We start from the raw sequence: 20,140 nt of genomic DNA, 5'->3' as shown, positions 1-20,140 counted from the left end.
AAAATGACATAATAATTCCACAAAATAACCTTTAATTTTGTGATTAATTAAAAGAAAAAGTTAGGAGAGAAAGCGATGTTAGAATCAATAATCTTTGATATGGATGGAACATTATATCAAACAAATAAAATTTTAGAGTTGTCTTTGGAAGATACTTTTAACTATTTAACATCATTAGGTAAGTGGGAAGGACAAACACCTATCGAAAAATATCGGGAAATTATGGGGGTTCCTCTACCTCAAGCATGGGAAACTTTATTACCTAATCACTCCAAAAACTTAATAGAAGAAACTCGTCAAAAAAAGCCTTTCCTCAACGAAAACAAAGGCTTTTATTAATTAAGGGGTTTATTTTATTTTTCAACAAACGGGCCATTCAATGGAGGAAGAATCTCAAGAAAAAATTGAATAATTATGGTAATGATAGTAAGGTGTTTGTGAAAGATTGTACTGATATGAACGAAACTGTCAATACTCCCTACACAAATTGATTTTGGTTTCTAAAAAATAGTTACTATATTTTTATTCAATAAACTGGTAGAAACGACAGGTTTTCACTGAATCATCGCTTAAATTGGTTTACAAGGAAACGCGCGGAAATCTGCGCTTAACCAACCGTTTATGTACAGAATGCCTGTTAGACGCGGTTTCCCGAAAACAAGAGTTAGTCGACGAAGACTCTGTCGAGAGAGTAATTGATGACTACCGTTTTAAGGACCTTCAGGTCCTTTTTCTTTATCGAGATTAATACAAATTACTACGGAATTCAATGGTATTTATAACCATAAAATGCCAATAAATATGGCGAAAATAAAAAGGAAACGAACATGTCGGTGGCGAATATTCTTAGCCACCGACATGTTCGTTTCCGAAAACACCGTCATTGGATATGGTTTCTGACAATAAGGGAAAGTTGCCTTCTTTTGAAATAAGTTCTGTGATATTAATCATATCTTTAATATAGTATTATAGCCCCTTTTTACAGCCAAAGTGATATTGCTATCTTTTAAAATTAGAGCTTTTTCTTTCAATTAATGTAGGGGCCAATTGTATATTGATTTTTTCTTCTGATGAGACTTCATTTTCAATTCGATTGAGAAGAATCTCAATGGTGGTTTTGACCATTTCTTCGATTGGTTGATGGATACTGGAAATCCCCATGATTTTAGCAAGATACGTATCATCGAAGCCGATCAAACTGATATCTTCAGGGATACGGAGTCCCCTTTTTTGAGCGGCTTTCAAGAATTCAAGCGCCATGATATCGTTTGCAGCGAAGACACATGTGAAATCGATGCGGTCAGCCTGATTAAAATATGCTTCTATGTCTTGTTGGATCAAAAAATTATTTGTCGAGGTCTGTTTAACTTTGATTAAACTGTTTAACTCAAAACCGTTTTCATACAAGACACTTTCATAGCCCAAATGCTTCTTATCAGGAACCGTCCCGATAAACCCAAATTTTTTATGACCTGCATAGATAAAATTCTCGCCAGCGATCTTTCCAGCTTGCATGTGATCAAGACCGATACTATCTAGAGATTCTCGATTTTTCGTTATGATCACAGTTGGGATAGCAAGTTTGTTCAATCGTTGGATATTGTACTCACCATTTGGGACAAGGATAATTCCGTCTACTTGCCGGGCAATGAAATTTTGGATGCTTTCCCATTCGGTAATCGGATTGTGTTTTGAGTTGTGCAATAAAATATTGTATCCACGTTTACGCGCCTCAAGTTCTAGTATATCAATCAATTCAACGAAATATGGGTTAAAGGTCTCGGTCACACAGACACCGATAATGTTTGAGTGGCTTCTTTTTAATGTTTGGGCCGCATTATTTGGGATAAACCCTACTTCTTCAATGACTTTAAGTACCCGTTTTGCAGCCTCTTCATTGACGCTTTTATTACCATTAATCACCCGTGATACAGTGGCTTGTGAAACATTTGCAAGTTTCGCAATTTCTTTCATCGTAAGTTTACTCATACAGGGCTCCTTTCAAGCGCTGAGAAAACGTATTCTTTAATATATAAATATTTTAAATTAAAGGTATTATCTTTTTTAGTATAATATATATTTTGGATTAATGAAAGCGTTTGTAAAAATTGTTGACACACATTTTTCCATATTGTAACATGAAATCAGAAAGTGTGAATACGTTTTCACGAAATATTCTTAACTAGGGGGTTAAAAGGCAGTATGAAAAAGTTAATTTTGTTAGTTTCAGCATTAGTCTTAGCCATTTCATTAGTAGGATGCAATTCAAAACAGGCTAGCGACAAAGAAAAAATTGTCATTTGGACACAAGCTTCAGCGGATCATCCAGAAGGGAAAATGTTTTCTGAACGGGTAAAGAAATATAATAAAGCAAACCCGGACAAGCTTCAGGTTGAAATAAAAAATATAACGAGAGCAGGCGCTGGTTCTGGGTATATTGACAAATTGAATGCAGCCATTACCTCTAATAGTGTACCTGATATTTTTACTCTAGATGGTCCTGATGTGGCAGCATACGTTGAATCAGGAATTCTGGGTGAATTAGATGGTCATATGTCAGAAGGCTTTAAAGATGGATTCACCGAAGCGATGATTGATCAAGGAACGGTTGATGGGAAGTTTTATGCAATGGGCTACCAAGATTCCGGTGTAGCTGTAATGTACAATGAAGATATCATAAATGCCTTGCCAGAAGACATTAAAGCAATGGTGCCAAGCAGTGATGAAGACTGGACATGGGATCAATTTGTGACCCTTGCCAGAAAGATAGATGATTTTGCAAAAACAACAAACGATCCGGCATTTAAAGATTATGAAGTGGCTGTCAGTTTATCATTATGGGAAATTCCTGGTGGTGCATACGAATTAGGTACTTATTTTTTCACTCCTTTATTGTGGGGCAATGATGCAAATATTGTAGCAGAAGATGGTGTAAAGGTAGACGGCGTATTAAACAGTGAAAAGTCTGTAGAAGCTTTAACTAAATTTTCTAAATTATTTGAAGGGTCACCGCTAGCAAGTGCGTCAGAATCTGAAAAAGCATTCCATACAGGGAAAGCAGCCTTATCTGTAAGTGGATTCTGGTTTGTAAGCGATATTGTAAATAACTATCCTAACCTTAAATTTAAGACGGTCCGCTATCCGAAAATGAGTGAAAATTTTGACGGTTTATACACGCCATCTGGAAGCTGGGCCTTTGTCCGTAATGGTCAAATTGAAGATGAAGAGCGCGTTAAACAGACTGTAGAAGTCATGGAATGGCTCAATAATGATGAAGCGCATAAAGAATATTATCATGCAAACGGTGCTATTCCAGGCAGAATCAATTCTATTGACGTGATTGATACGGATACGGAAAATCCATACCACAATGAAGCTTGGAAGGTATTAAAATATCAAGTAGAGAACACGAATAAATCTCGTCCAGTATCTCCAGGATACCCATATTTATCTGAAACGTTCTCAAAAGATGTCGTTTTAAAGATTGCACAAAATAAAGCAACAGACCCAAAAACCATCAAAAAATATTTAGATGATGCCAGCAAAAAAATTGATGGGGAATTTGAGAAATACAGAAAATAGTCTATTCAATGGCGAGGTGAGACTTTTTGTCTCACCTCTTATGCAAAGGATAAAGGATGTGTAAAGGTGAGAAGTCTAAATTATAAACGATTTGTAACAGTGAGGAATCTTTCTGAACACAATAGACAAAGCGAGCACTATAAACGAGGCGATATTTTATCCGCATTTGGATTTTTAACGCCGGCGATGGTGTTGTCAATACTTTTTATTGTCCTGCCTATTGGATTAGCTTTCACCTACGGGTTTACCGATTATTATTTATTAAAACCAAATGAGAAGCAATTTACTGGTTTAGAGAATTTTAAACGAATGATGTCGGATGAAGTGTTATTTAATAGTTTCTTCAACACATTGAAATTTGTAGTGCTAGTGGTGCCTATCCAGCTTTCAATGGCTCTCGGACTTGCTCTTATTATCAACAAAAAAATCAAAGGGAACGGTTTCTTCAGAACCGCCTATTTTTCGCCAGCTGTTTTGTCACTGGTTGTCATTTCAATTTTGTGGACCGTTATGTTAAACCCGACATCTGGACTGATCAACGAAGTTCTTTCCAACATCGGTTTATCCAAACAACCATTTTTAACAAGTGCAAGCCAGGCGATGCTTACGATTGTTTTCATCTCTGCTTGGTCTGGATGCGGCTATCAGATGATGATTTTCTTGGCCGGTTTAAAAAATATCGACCATGAGTTATATGAGGCAGCTGATATTGATGGCGCAAGTGTATTGCACAAATTTTGGTATATTACTCTTCCATCACTGAAACCGATTACCATGTTTCTTGTCATTACCACCATCATTCAAGCATTTAAGCTAATTGTACAACCAATGGTCATGACAGGAGGGGGACCTGATTATTCGACGATAACCATCTTACAATACATTTATGAGTATGGGTTCCGTCACAGAAATATTGGCTATGCAAGTGCAATCACCTTAATGTTTACTATTTTCTTGGTTGTGTTATCAATTGGAATTAAGAAAATGTTTAGGGAGGAAAAAACGGCGTGAAGATTGTAAAAAAAGTATTATTTTACATGTTGGCAACTGTTTTGGCATTGCAATTCCTTGTTCCTCTCGTCTGGATGATTCTTTCTTCTTTTAAAATCGACGAGGTAATCTACAAGGATATCGGTACAATTTTTGCAATCATTCCTAGATTTTCGGACCTATCACTTAAATCATATGCAGAGTTGTTGGGCTACTATAATATATTTGGAAACTTGTTGAACAGCTTGATTTATGCATCTGTAACAGTTATTTTTGGTTTAACCATTAACTCGTTGGCAGGGTATGCCTTAGCCAGATTCAAGTTCCCTTTTAAAGATGCCATTCTAATTTTTATCATCGCCCTTATGATTGTCCCGATCGAAGCGACCATTCTACCATTATTTTTAGTGGTGAACGAAATAGGGATGATCAATACAGTACCAGGATACTTAATTCCGTTTTTGGTCAATGTCATGAATATCTTTTTATTTAGACAGCACTTTCTCTCCTTTCCAGGAGAATTGATTGAATCTGCAAAAATTGATGGACTAGGTGAGGTAGGGTGTTTCTTTCGAATTGTCGTTCCATCAAGTTTGAACATGTATATTACGGTGGGGATTCTGACGTTCTTGGCTTCATGGAACGATTTCCTATGGCCGGTCATGGCGCTTTCTAATGAAAATTTAATGCCAATCCAGGTTGCCTTAAATGCGATTTTCAGCGACACCTATAATATTTTTACGAGTCATATTATGGCGGCATTAACGATTGTGACCGTTCCAATTGTGGTTTTATATATGATCTTCCAAAAATACATTGTTGAAGGTTCGATGCGAAGCGGCATCAAATAGAGGAGAGAACTATGAATAAATTAGAAAAAGCAAACCAATATATTCAAAACAATAAACAAAAGGTGACGAACCGGCCATTTTTTCATTTCTCACCTGAGATTGGGTGGATAAATGACCCGAACGGTTTTTGTTTTTATCAAGGAGAATACCATTTGTTTTATCAGTACTACCCTTATGATATCGTCTGGAATGACATGCATTGGGGCCATGCGACGACTCTTGATTTTGTTCATTGGAATCATAAGCCAGTCGCAATGGCCAATGATAAAGTGTATGATGCCAATGGGTGTTTTTCCGGGAGTGCCATTGAAAAGGATGGAAAACTATTCTTAATATACACAGGCCATATCGATCCTAACATTGGTTTTGACCGAGATGAACCACAAATCATTGAACGTCAATGTATTGCTATTTCCGAAGATGGAATCAATTTTAAAAAATATGAAAATAACCCTGTCATCGGTGAGAAAGAATTGCCTGAAGGGTATCTGATTTGTGATTTTAGAGATCCAAAAGTGATGGAGGTAAATGGAGTCTATTACTGCGTGTTATCGGTTAGAAATGAAAAGCGACGTGGGGAAATTATTATGTTTAAGTCAAGTAATCTAGTAGACTGGACTTTCTATTCATCCATTTACCAAAGTAAAGAAGAGGAAAATATACTTTTAGAATGCCCTGATTTGTTCCGTATCGGCAATAAGGATGTACTGCTCTTCTCAATTATGCCTTGTGATCCGGAGTTTCAGGCGGAAGTAGATAATAAAACGGCTTACGTTATAGGTGAGATGGACTTTGAAAAAGGAATATTTAAAACGGAAAGCGACGGTCTTCTTGATTATGGCCATACCTTTTATGCGCCGCAATCAACGGAGGGGAAAAACGGCGAACGATTGCTAATTGGCTGGATGCACCGCTGGCATCAAACAACACCGCCGAAAGAATATGGATTTAATGGGATGATATCACTGCCGAGAAAATTGAGCATCGAGAATCATCGTTTAATTCAACAACCAGCCATTGAAATCGAACAGTATTTCAATCCTTCTGCTATTTATGAAAAAATACAATTAAATGCGGGTGAAAAGATTGATTTCAAAGGTGAACGTACAGGCTATTTGTACATGAGTGTATCTTCATCGAACACGGAGCGCTTTACAGTGGAGTTAAACAAAAGTGAAACGAAGTCTACCCGGATAGAAGTAGATGTTGAGAACACCATGATTTCATTTGAGTCTGATTACAGCAGTCAGGACCAAATCAACATTACAGATGCCTTAAACGCCAATGAAGACCTGACGCTAGAATTCTTCATCGACCGTCATTCTATTGAGCTGTTCATAAATTCTGGGGAGAAGGTAATCAGTTTTACAGCGTATGATCAGGATAAAGGAAAAGATATTTCGATTCTTGGTCAATGTAATGCGGAATTAAAACAAGTCATTTATGGCACATTTTGTCATGAAAATACTTTGTCGTAAGGTCATTAACAGTTATGGCAGAGAAGTTGTATATATAGGAGTCAGCAAATCAATTAAAGAGGTATGATTCACTTATCGTTGTTAAGTAGACAATAAAAATGAAGATACTATGAGTTTTTGTTTCAGGGGAATAGGACATCATATTGTTTACGAAGCGATGATGGGGAGAAGGGCTAGCATTTGTATCAGTTGATCAAAACGGAGTATTAAATTTTTTTTCTTCTCAAAGAGGAAATGCTGTATTATGACCGCTAATATCAATTGGCGGTTCATTTTTGATTGGAATCAAAAATAGAACTATTAAATTTGTGAAAAACACACCAGCATCACATGTGTTGTCACATACACTTCGGACATGTGGAGTGCTGTTCACTACTTGTAAGGAAAGATTAATAAGAAATGTAACAGTGAGTAGAGGGCCTTTCTATCTAGAAAGGCCCTTGTTTATGAAGGTTCCTTTTGCGTGAGGTATCCCTATGCATAGCCTTCTATTTTTAATCGTTTCAAAAATATCATCTAATCTTTAAGTAATAAGATCTTCTATTCTTACTGCTTATATTGTAGCTGTTCCATGACAAAATAGTTCTTTACTTGAACTAGCTATTGTTCTTCAACAATCGGGCGATATTGTTGAAGAGCGTTCAATAAAAAAGTCGATACCTTATTGTCTTAGGGTATCGGCTTTTTGTGCTATAGAAGTCCTGTTCTGTTTGGAGAACTTTCTAAAGGAATCCAGCATTATTTCCAATGCCTATAAACTATGTAGAAAGCATAAGCAAGGAAGAACGATGTTGAAGCTCGGCAGTGAGAAAAGCAACAATGTCGTAGTGAAGGAATTCATGGAAAAGGTTGAACAAGAAGCGTTAAAAAGTTAGACGAAACATTCAGGCGAACAGTGTGCAGTCACTGTTCGCCATATTTATGATAAGGGGAAATGTCAGAGATTGATTTTCTTTACCAATTAACTACCATACATATAAGAGTGAAAACATAAATATTAATAGGAAGGGTAAGAAACATTCTTTAAAGGAGGTGGGGAAAATTTCGGAAGCAAGTGGATGGAAACGATCCTTAAATCCTTATATCACGTCCACTTTTCAGGCACTAGTTCATGCTATCATTCCAACCCATCTTAAATATAAAGAGTATATAGGAACTGTTCACGTGGCAGGTGCACAGGAATTACATGTTTATGAATATGTTATTTGGATATTAGATCATTCAATTTCTTTCCCTGTAAAAGAGCAGCTTAAGTTAGTTAATGGTTCCATGGTAAAATCCACTGCTGAATTACTGGACGCAGGATCTGCCCGATTAATCCAGAAGGGGCAGATTCTCTACCCATTAAATGTAACAACATATCCTAGCGGGGGTCCTTTCTCTGCACTTTCGCCAATAGATAGGTTAAGGGCGATTACCCTAATAGAACGCCTAGACATTAATCTTGAAAACTTGAGCATTCCATACAAAAATAACCCGGGACTCGTTCAAAATATGATGGATGTACTAAATGAGCTTCCCATGTTTGGCCACTATTCGGAATGGACAGCGTACGGAACAACACGACTATTTTCTCCTGAATACAGAAGAGTCGAATATTTTTCACCTGGATGGTTCCAGGCCCAATATCCAGGTCCATCTTTTGGATACCGGGATTTTCGCGGGTTCTTAGCAATCATCCAGCACAAGAAGGTGGTTGACTAATGGCTAATCAAGACGTGATTGTAATTGGTGCTGGCGGCGGAGGAGCTGTTATAGCAAAAGAGCTGGGAGAATTGGGATTAAAGGTTTTGGTTTTAGAAGCTGGTCCCTGGTACGGGAATAAAAAGTGGCCCAATCCAAATTTACAGCCCGGAGGAGTATCCAGTTCCACAAATGATGACTTGGATGTCATGCTATATAAACAATTATTAAACAAGTTTGAAATGAATATGAATGATTTAGTTTCAGGAAGGTTTCGATGGGGCCCGGCGGATCGAAGTCGTTCCCAATGGTTTCGGAACGCTAACCAAAAAGGCGTAATTTGGCAATGCTCCGGTGTTGGAGGAACAACCCAAACCTATACGGCTAATTGTCCCCGGGCATATCCAGCAGCAATTGATAATGTCTGGCCGCTTTCTTACCGGGAACTTGTACCATATTATGAAAAGGTGGAAGCGACATTACCGGTGAATTTCGCTGCCACGACGGCAAAGGAAGAATTATTTTATTATGGTGCAAAAAAGGCAGGATGGAATTTGATTCCTACATTGGATGTGACAGGTCCAGGTTATAGGCCACAGCCGAATGCAATTTTGCCTCCCAATGAAAATATAATAAATCCAAACATCACAGACGAACAATTATCCTGGATGGAAGGCTGCACGCTTGCGGGGCATTGCATCAACGGCTGTCCACATGGCCCATCTATGGATAAAATTGCAAAACGGTCCACGAATGTCAGCTATGTGCCACTTGCCTTAAAGACAGGAAATGTCTGTATTAGACCAAATGCCTTTGTTATAAAAATAGTAACAGAAAATAACCAGTCAAAAGGGCTTCAAGCGATTGGAGTAAATATCAGGGATACTTGGACGGGGGAGCAGGAAGAGCTAAGGGCAGAAATCATCGTGTTGGCATCCGGAAGCATTGAAAGTCCACGGCTTTGGTTAAATTCAGGACTGCCTGATAATCCATGGGTAGGAAGAGGATTGGTTAATCATTACATGGACTGGGTATCCGGGATATTTGAGGAAAAGGATTTGATTCCAATTTTGGGGACACCAGATGTTAATCCCTTTGTGGGTAATACATGCGGAGCAAGATTGGATTATCCGGGATATGGTGCGCTGCAGTCGGTTGGGATGAGTCCGGGCTTAACAGCTTCTTTTTATGCGGTGAGTGAGTCTGGATACTCTTTCCTAAACATGCCTGACATGGATGATTCATGGGATATAAAGGGGCGTCTATATGGTTATGAAATAAAAGAATCAATGGACTCCTACCGTCAAACTTTAAATATTTTAGTAAGTACTGATGATGAAGTGGATCAGCGAAACGGGATTACTCTCGATCCATTAATTAGTGATGAAAATGGATTTGTCCCAGTTGTGAGCTATCAGCCTACCAGCAAATCAAGCCGGAAACGAAGTCAACTTGTTAAAATAGCAGCAGACCTGTTAAAGAAGGCGGGGGCAAAAAAAATAATATGGACAAATTGGCCTGCAGGAATGATGATTCATATTGAAAGTACAATGCGTATGGGCTTTGTCGTTGATCAAGATTGCGAATCATTTCAAGTAAAACGGTTATATATCTCTGACAACAGCGTCCATTATAATTGTTTGGGCGGAGTCAATCCTACCCTTACGACGCAGGCATTAGCTACCCGTACGGCGGAAAAACTATTTGAAAAGTATTTCAACTAGCATGCTTTATTGACTAAATGGAAAAGCTACCATCATAACTAATCAAAGTTTGGTGGGATCTTCTAACATGAAAGTATTCGAACTAATTCAAGATATATTTCAACCATTTATGGACGGCGAGAAAAGACCATTAAATGTGATGGAGGTTTCTAACCTATGGTTTTTTCTTTTAGGTACTGAAACAACCATGCGAAATGAGGAAATCGGTTACAATCTTGCCCAAGATCCGGAACTGAAGCAAATTTTAAAGGATATTATGGAAAACGTACATATTCCGATTAGAGACGAGCTTAGAGAGTTTCTCATGAAGGAAGGTGTACCTTTTCCACAGTCAACACCGGAAAAACCGGTTGGCGATTATCGGAATATACCAGAGGGTGCTAAGTTAAATGATGAAGAAATAGCTAATTTAATGTCCTATAATCTTGCTATGGGAGTTAATTATGCTTCCAAAGGACTTACTGAATCTATTCGGGCAGATGTTGGTTTAATTTTTTCAAAAATAATCTTGAAGAAAACAACAGCTGGCTTAACGGTGAAACAGTATTTAGATAGGCATGAGTGGCTTCGAATTCCTCCTTATTACAAAGCATAGTTTTTAATGTACACTTAAGTCGCAGAAAAAATCTGTGGCTTTTTTAAATATGAGAAAAATAAAAAGCCTATTGACATTTGTGTTTGGGTTGAATAATATTTATTTATCAATCAATAAATAAGGATGGTAGCAAACGTGGTAGTACGAGAAGATAAAAAGGAAATCATAATAGAAAACGCAGTAGGAGTCTTCGCTGAAAGGGGGTATTATAAAGCAACCACTGCAATGGTGGCAAAGGCTGCTGGAGTTACACAGCCTTATGTGTTTCATTTTTTTGAAAACAAGGAAGAATTATTCAAGGCAGTGATTGATCGTGCATTTAGCCGGATCTATGATACTTTTGCTCAAGTTAATGCACCTGCGGAGCAATTAATTGAAACGATGGGGCATGCGTTTGAACAAATCATTCAAACACATCGTGATGAAGTATTGATGGTGATGCAGGCACACGCTATATCTGATCCGGGTATTCGGGAACATGTCAGCAGCTTGTTTCTTAAGATTTTTGAATCCTTAACCTTGAAATTTAATAAAGCAGGCATACCAAGTGCAAAGGAAACAGCTGCCCATTTTATTGGAACAGGGCTTTTAATAACCTTAGCTGAAGTATTGAATCTGCCGCAATTAACTCATGGCAAAGATCATTGTTGAAAAAAGGAGCGTGATAGCTCTCCTTTTTTTGAAGCGTTATTTATTGATTGATAAATAAATAAAACGAGAAAATCTTTAATTGGTTGAATATTTTTTTGAAGTGTTATTTATTGATTGATAAATAAATGGTGGAAAGCAGGGATTTTTATGTGGAAGGTTTTGAAAGTTAGTCAAATTGAAAATGAACCCTCTGTTAAGCTTTTTGAAGGAGAAAGAGCCCTTGTAATCACAGGAATAATCGGATGTTTACTATCAGCAGGCATTGCTATTTTTATCTTTTTTAACGACCCTATCATTGCGCCAGAAGGGAATGTGAAAGATGCTTTTTCTTTTAATGCTGCTATAGGTATGTTTATCCTATCCATTGCTGCCATTCTGCCCCTTGCAAGATTTGGAGAAAGAAAGAGAAAAGTTATTCGTTGGTTTTTTATCATCGCAAGCTTATATTCATATGCCATTGAATCACTTCAGAACTTTAGAGGCATTAATCCAAGATTTTCACGTGAAGGAACGGTAATCGATATCGCTGCTGGAATGCTATTTGGGGTTATTTCATTAGTACTTGTTACATTAGCCATTGTGCTTATGGTCCATTTTTTACGTATGAAACAACCTCATGAACGACCATTGCTGGTAATGGGGATCCGTTATGCATTTCTCTCAGTCTTAGCAGCAAATATTGCGGGGATATGGATGATTCTTCTTCAAGACCGGCTTACAGGGGAGGCTGGCAATTTATTAGTCCTTCATGGAGTGGGATTCCATGCATTGCAAACATTAATTCTACCTGCTTGGCTCCTGGAAAAGGCTCTGGTCAATGAAAGATTTAAAAAAGTTCTAATTCATACTGGCAGCATTGCTTGGATGCTCATGGTATTACTGTTAGGCCTCCAAACTGCATTTGGGCAATCTATTTTTCAGTTATCCATATTACCTATCATTGCTTTATTATTATTGCTTATTTGGTTTGGAACAGTATGCACTGCATGCTGGTTGCTAATCATAAAAAGAAGAGAATTCACAGTTACTGGAGAGGTGCTGGAGTGACCGAATATGAAAAAGAAGAGGCTATACGGTCACTGCACCTTCTTGTATAATAATTTATCTTTTCCCTACTAGTGCAAATATTGCTAAAATAATAGATAGAGTTGAAAGTGGGGGATTTCATGTGCGAACTCAACGATTTAAGTTTAAATTAAGCACGGTCATCATTTTCTTCGTTTGTTTAGTGGTACTTGTATCATTAATGATTACGGATTTATTGATAAGTAGCACGGTAAGTGAGAATATCCGAAAACATCAAGAGGAGAAAGCAAGGCTTGTTTCGCGGTCGGTTGCAACCTCTCATATTATTATCGAGGCATTAGAGGATGACCAAAAATCTATGGAAATCCAGGAGTATACGAAAAGTATTCAAGCTGCCACAGACATGATGTTTATAGTAGTTATGGATATGAACGGGATACGGAAGTCGCATCCGAATCCAGAACAAATTGGAAAACACTTTGTTGGCGGTGATGAAAAGGAGGCACTTAAAGGGAAAGAGTATGTATCAAGCTCCAATGGGACATTAGGGGAATCCTTACGTGCCTTTACACCCATCTACAATGTGACCGGCGACCAGATTGGTGTGGCGGCAGTCGGCATTGCGTTGGAAAGTGTAGAAGAAGCTTTAGGTAAAAGCCATCGAAGTATTCTTACGGTTACCGTATTAGGTATACTTGTTGGTATCATTGGTGCTGTATTACTAGCTAGGTATATTAAGAGAATCCTTTTTGGACTTGAACCTTTTGCGATTGCCAAAATTTTTGTGGAACGGAGTACGATGCTTCAGTCCGTACATGAGGGAATTATTGCAGTTGATAATGAACAAACCATTACTCTGGTTAATCGATCTGCAAGGCAAATTTTTAAAAAGGCGGGGCTTTCTAAGGACCCGGTTGGGATGAAAATCCATGAGTATCTGCCATCAACCAGACTAGACCAAGTCCTGGAGATGGGAAAACCTGAATTGGATGAGGAACAAATGATTAACGGGGTTTCCATCCTGGTCAATCGCGTTCCGCTTATTGTAAATGGCGAGGTGGTTGGGGCGATTTCAACCTTTAGGGACAAGACAGAGGTAAATCAGTTGGCTGAGCAATTAACAGGTGTGAAAATCTATGCGGAAGCACTCCGTGCCCAGTCCCATGAATTTATGAATCGTCTGCATGTAATCCTAGGAATGGTGCAAATGAAGTGTCACGATGAACTTTCTGATTATATTCGTGCGTTAGTCGGCCACCACAACCAAGAGCTAGGAAACATCACGCAACATATTAAAGACCCTGCACTGGCTGGTTTTCTTATGGGGAAATTAAGCTATGCCAGGGAGGAACAAGTGGAGTTTAACATTGACGTTCATACGGTCATTCCTGAGCCGGCGAACTCAAAAGTTACCCATGAGTTAATCACCATTCTTGGTAATTTAATAGATAATGGCATTGAGGCGATGGCAGATTCTATCGATAAAACACTAAATGTTACCCTTCATTATTCGGAAAAGCTATTAACATTGGAAGTATTGGATTCAGGACCCGGAATTCCTGATGAGATTCAAAGGAACGTACTTGAAAAAGGGTATTCCACAAAAGGGGAAAACCGTGGTTTTGGCCTTTATCTGGTTACAAAAAGCATTGAAAACTTAGGCGGGGAAATGACCATTGATTCTAAATCTTTGCTTGGAACAGAGATTCATATAACCATTCCATATGAGGTTAAGGGGGTAAATCATGATTAAGGTTCTGATTGTTGAAGATGACCCGATGGTAGCGGAATTTAATAAACGATATCTAAAAGAAATAAAAGGTTTTAGTTTATCTGGCATTGTTCATAACGTAAAGGATGCCAAAGAGTTTCTTGAAAAGGAAAAGGTTAACCTCATTTTGCTTGATGTCTATATGCCAGGTATGAATGGTCTTGAACTGCTTCATTTTATTAGAGAACAAAAAATGGCTGTCGATGTCATTCTCATCACAGCGGCAGCTGATACAGAAAAAATTCAAACCGCCTTAAGGCTTGGAGCAGCAGATTATTTAATTAAACCATTTGAGTTTGAGCGGTTTAGTCAGGCAATGGAGAAATATAAAGATAAATCCGCCTTATTTGAAAGAAAACAAGTACTTAATCAGGAAGATTTAGATGATAGAATTCTTCATGGTGATCAGAGGGCTTCTGGGGAATTAACGCAGGCTTTGCCTAAAGGGTTAACCAATAGTACGCTGCAGAACATTATTAATGTGATTAAATCGAAGGATGGAACCCTTTTTTCAACCGACGAAATTGCCGAAAGTACATATATTTCCAGAGTGTCTGTGCGAAAATACTTGAAATATCTAACCCAGCTTGGAGTCCTAGAGGAGTCATTAACGTATGGAATTGGCAGACCTGTTTATTTTTACACATTAAAGAAGGACCAGCTAAAACAAATATCTATGTATCTATGAAAAAGTGGCGATTGCCACTTTTTTATTTTTTAAGAATATAGGGCTACTCCCACCAAGCCGGAAAGTAGAATGACATAAACTGGATTCCACCGAAGTTTTAATAAGGCAAATAGGGATAGTCCAAATATGATGACTAAGCTTATCGAACGGAAGGATAAATCGAAGGTAACCAGATTATTGGCTAAAGCAAATTTAATGGCAGCAAATATAATTAAACTCGTTACTATGGGTTTTAAGCCATAAAACATTTTTTCAACCACTGGATTATGGTGCAATTTTAAAAAAAAGGCTGCAACACTAATCACTAAGAGTAGCGAAGGAAGTAATATAGCTATAGCAGATACAATAGCACCGCTAATGCCTGCCGCTGTATAACCTATTAATATGGCACTATTAGAAGCAACGGGACCAGGAGACATACCAGAAATTGCAATGATATTCGTCAACTGTTCTGAAGACATCCAGCCGTATTCTGTTACTGCTGATTCAATAATAGGGATCATAGCGTAACCACCGCCAAATGAAACAAACCCCATGATAAAAAAGGTTTGAAAAAGTTCCAGCAACACCATTCCGTTCACCTCCTTATTCTTAAATTCCGGCACCCATGTAATATTCAGGATCATTGGCTGGGTCTTCTTCCTTACTATTCTTCATTTCAATCATGCAGCCTAATTTTGTCTTAACGGAAACTACGATTAATCCCGTAATCGCCCCAAGAAAGATGGCTACAATTGGATGGATAAAAAACAGTGCTGGTACTCCTGCGACCATTATGAAAAATGTAGTCTTATCAAATATAGCTGTTTTAGCTATTTTAATGGCTGCATACACAATGATTGCTACAATGGTAACGCGGATGGATACAAAGGCTGCTTCTAGCTTTGGGTTATCATCCAAGTAAAAATAAGACACTCCTATAGAAAGGACAATTAAAAAGGTTGGAAGCGAAACGCCAATCATTGCAGCTAAAGCGCCTCTGATTCCGCCAATTTTATGCGCGATAAAGGTCGCTGAATTCACGGCAACCGCGCCTGGCACTGTTTGAGATAAGGCTATGACATCCGTAATCTCTTCATTTGTTAACCATTTTCTCTTTTCAACTATCTCTTTTATGATTAAGGGGATCATCGCAAATCCCCCGCCAAACGTCACAGGACTGATCTTAGTAAACGTCCAAAAAATCTCAAATATCAATTTCCATTCAACAGTCATAAAAATCCTTCTCTCCAAAAAAACTAAAGAAAGCGTGCCTCCTATGAATCTAGCACCATATATAAAGGTACCAAAAGAAACAAGATGGGTAAATGGCAACAAATGTAATTTAGAGTCACTGGTGACAGTCAATGAAAGGGAAAGAAGAGAATAAAAAAATGTGAGCCGGAGGGGCTCACATTTTGGTGGTTTAGGCTGTGATTTGGTTTTTGTCTGGAACTTCTTGGACTGGTTTGAATTCACCTTCTGTTTTGGAGATGACGACGGTGGCTACTCCGTTTCCGATGAGGTTTGTGATAGCGCGTGCTTCTGACATGAATCGGTCAACGCCTAGAATAAGTGCCATTCCTTCCACAGGTATGGATGGGAATACGGCTAGTGTGGCTGCAAGTGTTACAAAACCTGATCCTGTGACGCCTGCTGCCCCTTTTGAAGTCAACATTAGTATGGCAAGAAGGGTAATTTGCTGCCAAATACTTAGGTCTACTCCGTAGGCCTGAGCGATGAATAATGCCGCCATTGAGAGATAAATGGAAGTTCCATCAAGGTTAAAGGAATATCCTGTTGGAAGAACCAATCCTACAACGGGCTTTGAACAGCCGTATTTTTCAAGCTTTTCCATCATTTTTGGCAGTGCTGCTTCCGATGATGATGTTCCGATGACCAAAAGGATTTCTTCTTTTATAAAAGCGATGAATTTGAAGATACTGAAACCGTACAATTTGGCAATACCGCCAAGAACTATAACAATGAATAATGCCATAGTAATATAAACGGAGCCCATTAATTTGCCAAGATAGAATAATGATTCAACTCCAAATTCTCCAATCGTGTAAGCCATAGCACCAAATGCCGCAAACGGAGAAACTTTCATAATGATATTAACGATTCCGAAGAACACCTCAGCCGTTCTTTCAAAAAACTCAATAACTGGTTTTCCTTTTTTACCTAAGTGGGCCAAAGAAGCCCCGAACATTATAGCTAAGAGAAGTACTGGCAATAATTCACCATTTGCAAACGCGCCTATAAAGCTATCAGGAATAATTGATACCACAAAATCCATAAATCCGTGACTCGTTTCGGCTGCTTTTTCTGTGTATTGGGAGATGTCGCCTTTACCAGCTTCTGCATCAATCCCTTTTCCGGCCTTAAAAACATTAGCTACAATAATTCCGATTGCTAGAGCGATGGTGGAGACGATTTCAAAGTAGAGTAAAGCCTTCCCGCCGATTTTACCAACTTTCTTTAAATCTCCCATACCTGCGATTCCAATTACGATGGTCAGGAAAATAATTGGAGCAATCACCATTTTTACTAGTTTAATAAAAATATCTGCAATAACCTTTAGTTGTGAGCCAATCTCAGGAACAACAAAACCGACAGAAATACCAAGAAGAATTCCCAGAATAACCTGTGTTGTGAGACTCTTAAAATTAATTTTCATTATCCATGCCTCCTATTTGATTTTTTTGAAAACGATTTCAATTTATTGAATTATAGATATATTACAATTTTGTGAACAATTAAAATAGTTTATAATACTTTATAAATCGTTTTGTAATTAAAATAAGCAGCAAGAGTGGTTACTTGTTTTTGCTATGAGGGGGAACATAGGGAAGGCTGCTTGCCATAGAAAAAGCTGCCCTATTGGCAGCCTATCTGGAGTATTATTGGTCCTTTTTACTGTTTGAATCCTGAATAGAAACATTCTTCGGCCGTTCCGGATAGCCTCTCTTGCCCGGATCATCTGGACCAGTTAGTTGGTTCCTTTGATTAAGAACTTTCCCTGTAAATTCAATTGGATTATTTTTTGGCATTATTTACACCTCCATGTAATAGTATGGTTGAAAAGTAAATGACAAATTCAACGAGATTGATTAGATTATATCTATAGAGACCGAGTGGGGGAGAAAAAATGACTGTACCAAAACATATTGTTTCTGCAGCAGCGGTTGTCTTAAATGACAAGAATGAACTATTACTGATTAAAGGCCCGCGAAGAGGCTGGGAAATACCTGGCGGTCAGGTGGAAGAAGGGGAATCCTTAACGGACGCCGTAATCAGGGAAACAAAAGAAGAATCTGGAATCGACATTGAGGTGGTTAAGTTTTGTGGAATCTTTCAAAATATAGACGGATCCGTTTGTAACACATTATTTTTAGGGAAACCTGTCGGCGGGGAATTAACAACCAGCCCAGAGAGTTTAGAAGTAGGTTTTTACAAACTAGAAGAAGCATTGGAAATGGTCACCTGGAATAATTTTAGGCAAAGAATTGAATATTGTTTAGATGAGAAAATGCACCCTTTTTACATTGGTTTTTGATTTCATGAAAACACATAAAACAAAATCGGCACCCATTCCTGGTGCCGATTTTTGCTTGAGAAGAAAGTTATCTCGCCACTTTTTGACGTTGTTTCATTTTATAGACAATCGTTGCTAAGATATTTGCAAGGAAGAAAATCATACTTCCCTGTACATTGGCATGTAATATCTGCTCTTCAAACTTCATATTTTCCATCATTTCACTTTGACTGATACCCTTCTTCTCATTCACTTTCCGCATCTTTTCCATTTGCTCAACATATCGATATTGAAAAGGTATTAAAATCAAAGATAATAGAATGTAACTGCCAACAAATATCATTAAAACTTCATTCATCTAGAATTACCCCCTTTTATTTTGTCTATTACCCACCGAAAAATAGATCGAGGATGTTGGAGGAAGTGGATGATTTCTTATTATAAAACTCGGAATACCCGCAGTTTTTACAAAAGATAACAATAAATGTGTTGTGTTGAACATCGAATATTTTTGATAATCCCGTTCCAGTCATAGCAACTTCCTTTTGTCCCGTATCTCTAGAACCACATTTTATACACCCTTTTTCGCTCATTGCGATCCCCCCTGTTATGAACCTTTCCATTTATTTACGGAAAGGGCAGTCAAAATGTTTCATAATAATCAAATATTTTAGCTTGTACCCTTACATGAAAAAGGGTAAAATGCAATAAAACTAGAAAAGAGGGATGAAAGTGGCATTTGATGTTTCCATGTTAGGTATGGGTTATTTCAGCCTAGAGGCTGCAGCCGTTGATAAAAGTCCAAGTGAGATGGTAATCACTGACGATAAAGAGGAAACCTTTTACATCGTATCACGAGAAGTTTATGAAGATGGGCCCAAACAAGAAGGATATAAAATTATCGTTAACGAAGGAGAATAATATCTCTATTAACAAAAAGAAGCGTATATCAACACGCTTCTTTTTGTTTTGTAAAAACTAATCAAACGTTTGATTAAATTTTTTTAATAAAAAAATAGCCATCTTGGAAATCCTATACAATGGAGGGGATGCGCTGGTGATTTTTTCTACAAAAGGGGACGCTCATAAGGTTTTTCTGCGCTTGAAGAGAACGGTACAAAATGGCGATACCATCAAAAGCATGAAGGAATATCAAGAAATCGAAGAAATCCAAACTCTATACAAGTCTCTTGACAGCAATACTTTGCAATTGATTCACTACCGAATGATAAAAGAATACAACGGGTCAGGAATGATTCCTATTCTGGTTTCCTCTGCCCCCTGGCTGCTACTTTTATTTTCAAAGCAATTATCTGCCTATTTATTTCATGAGGGAAAATGGCTGTGGGCAGGTTTTTGTATCGTTTATATCTTTACACTAGCAGTCAGTGTGATTATCCATTTTAGTGAAAAAGCATGGGCAGCGTTTCATATGGAAATCATCCAAGATATCTTAAAAGAAAGAAAAAATGAAAATGCAAATGGACATCCCAATCCTTAATGTCCCCTTGACATCTGCCAGAATTAAACTTTTTGTATTCATGGAATATCTGATATAGTAGTCTTTGAGAAAGATAGGGGAGA

The 20,140-nt window shown here is 37.9% G+C and carries 23 protein-coding genes; 16 read left to right on the top strand and 7 right to left on the bottom strand.

What is annotated here, in order from left to right; all coding sequences use genetic code 11:
- Positions 1-75: 75 nt before the first annotated feature.
- Positions 76-339: an HAD hydrolase-like protein gene (locus ACIQAA_RS06855; protein ID WP_402616760.1), complete on the top strand. Its 264-nt coding sequence runs from the start codon at positions 76-78 to the stop codon at positions 337-339.
- Positions 340-999: 660 nt separating this feature from the next.
- On the opposite strand, the gene ACIQAA_RS06850 is transcribed toward ACIQAA_RS06855, so the two are convergent.
- Positions 1,000-1,989 carry a LacI family DNA-binding transcriptional regulator gene (locus ACIQAA_RS06850; protein ID WP_402616757.1) on the bottom strand — a complete coding sequence of 330 codons (990 nt, stop codon included), beginning with the start codon at positions 1,987-1,989 and terminating at the stop codon, positions 1,000-1,002.
- Positions 1,990-2,202: 213 nt separating this feature from the next.
- Between ACIQAA_RS06850 and ACIQAA_RS06845 the strand changes: the two genes are divergently transcribed.
- From ACIQAA_RS06845 to ACIQAA_RS06790, 12 genes are all read left to right on the top strand, one after another.
- Entirely contained in the window at positions 2,203-3,582 is a 1,380-nt protein-coding gene (locus tag ACIQAA_RS06845) for an ABC transporter substrate-binding protein (protein WP_402616754.1), read from the top strand.
- Positions 3,583-3,648: 66 nt separating this feature from the next.
- Positions 3,649-4,593, top strand: coding sequence for a carbohydrate ABC transporter permease (locus ACIQAA_RS06840; protein ID WP_402616751.1), 945 nt, complete (start codon positions 3,649-3,651; stop codon positions 4,591-4,593).
- Positions 4,590-5,423, top strand: coding sequence for a carbohydrate ABC transporter permease (locus ACIQAA_RS06835; RefSeq protein WP_402616748.1), 834 nt, complete (start codon positions 4,590-4,592; stop codon positions 5,421-5,423). Before ACIQAA_RS06840 ends, ACIQAA_RS06835 begins: the two co-directional genes overlap by 4 nt.
- 11 nt (positions 5,424-5,434) lie before the next feature.
- Entirely contained in the window at positions 5,435-6,901 is a 1,467-nt protein-coding gene (locus tag ACIQAA_RS06830; RefSeq protein ID WP_402616745.1) for a glycoside hydrolase family 32 protein, read from the top strand.
- A 710-nt stretch (positions 6,902-7,611) separates the two neighbouring features.
- A complete protein-coding gene (locus tag ACIQAA_RS06825) occupies positions 7,612-7,776 on the top strand; it encodes a hypothetical protein (RefSeq protein ID WP_402616742.1) in 165 nt (54 codons plus the stop codon).
- 157 nt (positions 7,777-7,933) lie between these two features.
- Complete coding sequence (locus ACIQAA_RS06820) at positions 7,934-8,605, top strand: hypothetical protein (protein WP_402616741.1); 672 nt, start codon at positions 7,934-7,936, stop codon at positions 8,603-8,605.
- Positions 8,605-10,308 (top strand): GMC family oxidoreductase N-terminal domain-containing protein, encoded by a 1,704-nt coding sequence (locus ACIQAA_RS06815; RefSeq protein WP_402616738.1) that lies wholly within the window; start codon positions 8,605-8,607, stop codon positions 10,306-10,308. Before ACIQAA_RS06820 ends, ACIQAA_RS06815 begins: the two co-directional genes overlap by 1 nt.
- A 67-nt stretch (positions 10,309-10,375) precedes the next feature.
- Positions 10,376-10,903 (top strand): DUF3231 family protein, encoded by a 528-nt coding sequence (locus ACIQAA_RS06810; RefSeq protein WP_402616736.1) that lies wholly within the window; start codon positions 10,376-10,378, stop codon positions 10,901-10,903.
- Between the two features lie 135 nt (positions 10,904-11,038).
- A complete protein-coding gene (locus ACIQAA_RS06805; RefSeq protein WP_402616733.1) occupies positions 11,039-11,554 on the top strand; it encodes a TetR/AcrR family transcriptional regulator in 516 nt (171 codons plus the stop codon).
- A gap of 147 nt (positions 11,555-11,701) precedes the next feature.
- Positions 11,702-12,601 carry a hypothetical protein gene (locus ACIQAA_RS06800; protein ID WP_402616730.1) on the top strand — a complete coding sequence of 300 codons (900 nt, stop codon included), beginning with the start codon at positions 11,702-11,704 and terminating at the stop codon, positions 12,599-12,601.
- A gap of 121 nt (positions 12,602-12,722) precedes the next feature.
- Positions 12,723-14,333 (top strand): DcuS/MalK family sensor histidine kinase, encoded by a 1,611-nt coding sequence (gene dcuS, locus ACIQAA_RS06795; protein WP_402616727.1) that lies wholly within the window; start codon positions 12,723-12,725, stop codon positions 14,331-14,333.
- Complete coding sequence (locus ACIQAA_RS06790) at positions 14,326-15,039, top strand: response regulator (RefSeq protein ID WP_402616724.1); 714 nt, start codon at positions 14,326-14,328, stop codon at positions 15,037-15,039. Before dcuS ends, ACIQAA_RS06790 begins: the two co-directional genes overlap by 8 nt.
- Positions 15,040-15,068: 29 nt before the next feature.
- Here ACIQAA_RS06790 and ACIQAA_RS06785 read toward each other — a convergent pair whose 3' ends face one another.
- The 4 genes from ACIQAA_RS06785 to ACIQAA_RS06770 form a co-directional block, all read right to left on the bottom strand.
- Positions 15,069-15,611: a chromate transporter gene (locus tag ACIQAA_RS06785; RefSeq protein ID WP_402616721.1), complete on the bottom strand. Its 543-nt coding sequence runs from the start codon at positions 15,609-15,611 to the stop codon at positions 15,069-15,071.
- A 19-nt stretch (positions 15,612-15,630) separates the two neighbouring features.
- On the bottom strand, positions 15,631-16,254 hold the full coding sequence (locus ACIQAA_RS06780) for a chromate transporter (protein ID WP_402616718.1): 624 nt from the start codon (positions 16,252-16,254) through the stop codon (positions 15,631-15,633).
- A 190-nt stretch (positions 16,255-16,444) separates the two neighbouring features.
- Complete coding sequence (locus tag ACIQAA_RS06775) at positions 16,445-17,698, bottom strand: dicarboxylate/amino acid:cation symporter (protein ID WP_402616715.1); 1,254 nt, start codon at positions 17,696-17,698, stop codon at positions 16,445-16,447.
- 223 nt (positions 17,699-17,921) lie between these two features.
- A complete protein-coding gene (locus ACIQAA_RS06770) occupies positions 17,922-18,071 on the bottom strand; it encodes a hypothetical protein (protein WP_402616712.1) in 150 nt (49 codons plus the stop codon).
- A gap of 98 nt (positions 18,072-18,169) precedes the next feature.
- Here ACIQAA_RS06770 and ACIQAA_RS06765 point away from each other — a divergent pair, with 98 nt between their 5' ends.
- Positions 18,170-18,577, top strand: coding sequence for an NUDIX hydrolase (locus ACIQAA_RS06765; protein ID WP_402616709.1), 408 nt, complete (start codon positions 18,170-18,172; stop codon positions 18,575-18,577).
- Between the two features lie 67 nt (positions 18,578-18,644).
- Here the strand turns inward: ACIQAA_RS06765 and ACIQAA_RS06760 are convergent, their stop codons facing one another.
- Both ACIQAA_RS06760 and ACIQAA_RS06755 read right to left on the bottom strand, forming a co-directional pair.
- Positions 18,645-18,914 carry a DUF3949 domain-containing protein gene (locus tag ACIQAA_RS06760; protein WP_402616707.1) on the bottom strand — a complete coding sequence of 90 codons (270 nt, stop codon included), beginning with the start codon at positions 18,912-18,914 and terminating at the stop codon, positions 18,645-18,647.
- Between the two features lie 28 nt (positions 18,915-18,942).
- On the bottom strand, positions 18,943-19,149 hold the full coding sequence (locus ACIQAA_RS06755; RefSeq protein ID WP_402616704.1) for a zinc ribbon domain-containing protein: 207 nt from the start codon (positions 19,147-19,149) through the stop codon (positions 18,943-18,945).
- 139 nt (positions 19,150-19,288) lie between these two features.
- Here ACIQAA_RS06755 and ACIQAA_RS06750 point away from each other — a divergent pair, with 139 nt between their 5' ends.
- Positions 19,289-19,477 carry a hypothetical protein gene (locus ACIQAA_RS06750; RefSeq protein WP_402616701.1) on the top strand — a complete coding sequence of 63 codons (189 nt, stop codon included), beginning with the start codon at positions 19,289-19,291 and terminating at the stop codon, positions 19,475-19,477.
- Between the two features lie 136 nt (positions 19,478-19,613).
- Positions 19,614-20,057: a hypothetical protein gene (locus ACIQAA_RS06745; protein ID WP_402616699.1), complete on the top strand. Its 444-nt coding sequence runs from the start codon at positions 19,614-19,616 to the stop codon at positions 20,055-20,057.
- Positions 20,058-20,140: the final 83 nt, after the last annotated feature.

Source organism: Neobacillus sp. NPDC093182 (genome assembly GCF_044754045.1).
This window is presented reverse-complemented; position numbering and strand designations above follow the sequence as displayed.

What these genes read in the sequence shown, in the direction of transcription:
- ACIQAA_RS06855 (WP_402616760.1), top strand. Translation starts at nt 76, where the DNA reads ATGTTAGAATCAATAATCTTTGATATGGATGGAACATTATATCAAACA.
- ACIQAA_RS06850 (WP_402616757.1), bottom strand. Translation starts at nt 1,989, where the DNA reads ATGAGTAAACTTACGATGAAAGAAATTGCGAAACTTGCAAATGTTTCA.
- ACIQAA_RS06845 (WP_402616754.1), top strand. Translation starts at nt 2,203, where the DNA reads ATGAAAAAGTTAATTTTGTTAGTTTCAGCATTAGTCTTAGCCATTTCA.
- ACIQAA_RS06830 (WP_402616745.1), top strand. Translation starts at nt 5,435, where the DNA reads ATGAATAAATTAGAAAAAGCAAACCAATATATTCAAAACAATAAACAA.
- ACIQAA_RS06815 (WP_402616738.1), top strand. Translation starts at nt 8,605, where the DNA reads ATGGCTAATCAAGACGTGATTGTAATTGGTGCTGGCGGCGGAGGAGCT.
- ACIQAA_RS06810 (WP_402616736.1), top strand. Translation starts at nt 10,376, where the DNA reads ATGAAAGTATTCGAACTAATTCAAGATATATTTCAACCATTTATGGAC.
- ACIQAA_RS06800 (WP_402616730.1), top strand. Translation starts at nt 11,702, where the DNA reads ATGTGGAAGGTTTTGAAAGTTAGTCAAATTGAAAATGAACCCTCTGTT.
- ACIQAA_RS06790 (WP_402616724.1), top strand. Translation starts at nt 14,326, where the DNA reads ATGATTAAGGTTCTGATTGTTGAAGATGACCCGATGGTAGCGGAATTT.
- ACIQAA_RS06785 (WP_402616721.1), bottom strand. Translation starts at nt 15,611, where the DNA reads ATGGTGTTGCTGGAACTTTTTCAAACCTTTTTTATCATGGGGTTTGTT.
- ACIQAA_RS06780 (WP_402616718.1), bottom strand. Translation starts at nt 16,254, where the DNA reads ATGACTGTTGAATGGAAATTGATATTTGAGATTTTTTGGACGTTTACT.
- ACIQAA_RS06775 (WP_402616715.1), bottom strand. Translation starts at nt 17,698, where the DNA reads ATGAAAATTAATTTTAAGAGTCTCACAACACAGGTTATTCTGGGAATT.
- ACIQAA_RS06770 (WP_402616712.1), bottom strand. Translation starts at nt 18,071, where the DNA reads ATGCCAAAAAATAATCCAATTGAATTTACAGGGAAAGTTCTTAATCAA.
- ACIQAA_RS06765 (WP_402616709.1), top strand. Translation starts at nt 18,170, where the DNA reads ATGACTGTACCAAAACATATTGTTTCTGCAGCAGCGGTTGTCTTAAAT.
- ACIQAA_RS06760 (WP_402616707.1), bottom strand. Translation starts at nt 18,914, where the DNA reads ATGAATGAAGTTTTAATGATATTTGTTGGCAGTTACATTCTATTATCT.
- ACIQAA_RS06755 (WP_402616704.1), bottom strand. Translation starts at nt 19,149, where the DNA reads ATGAGCGAAAAAGGGTGTATAAAATGTGGTTCTAGAGATACGGGACAA.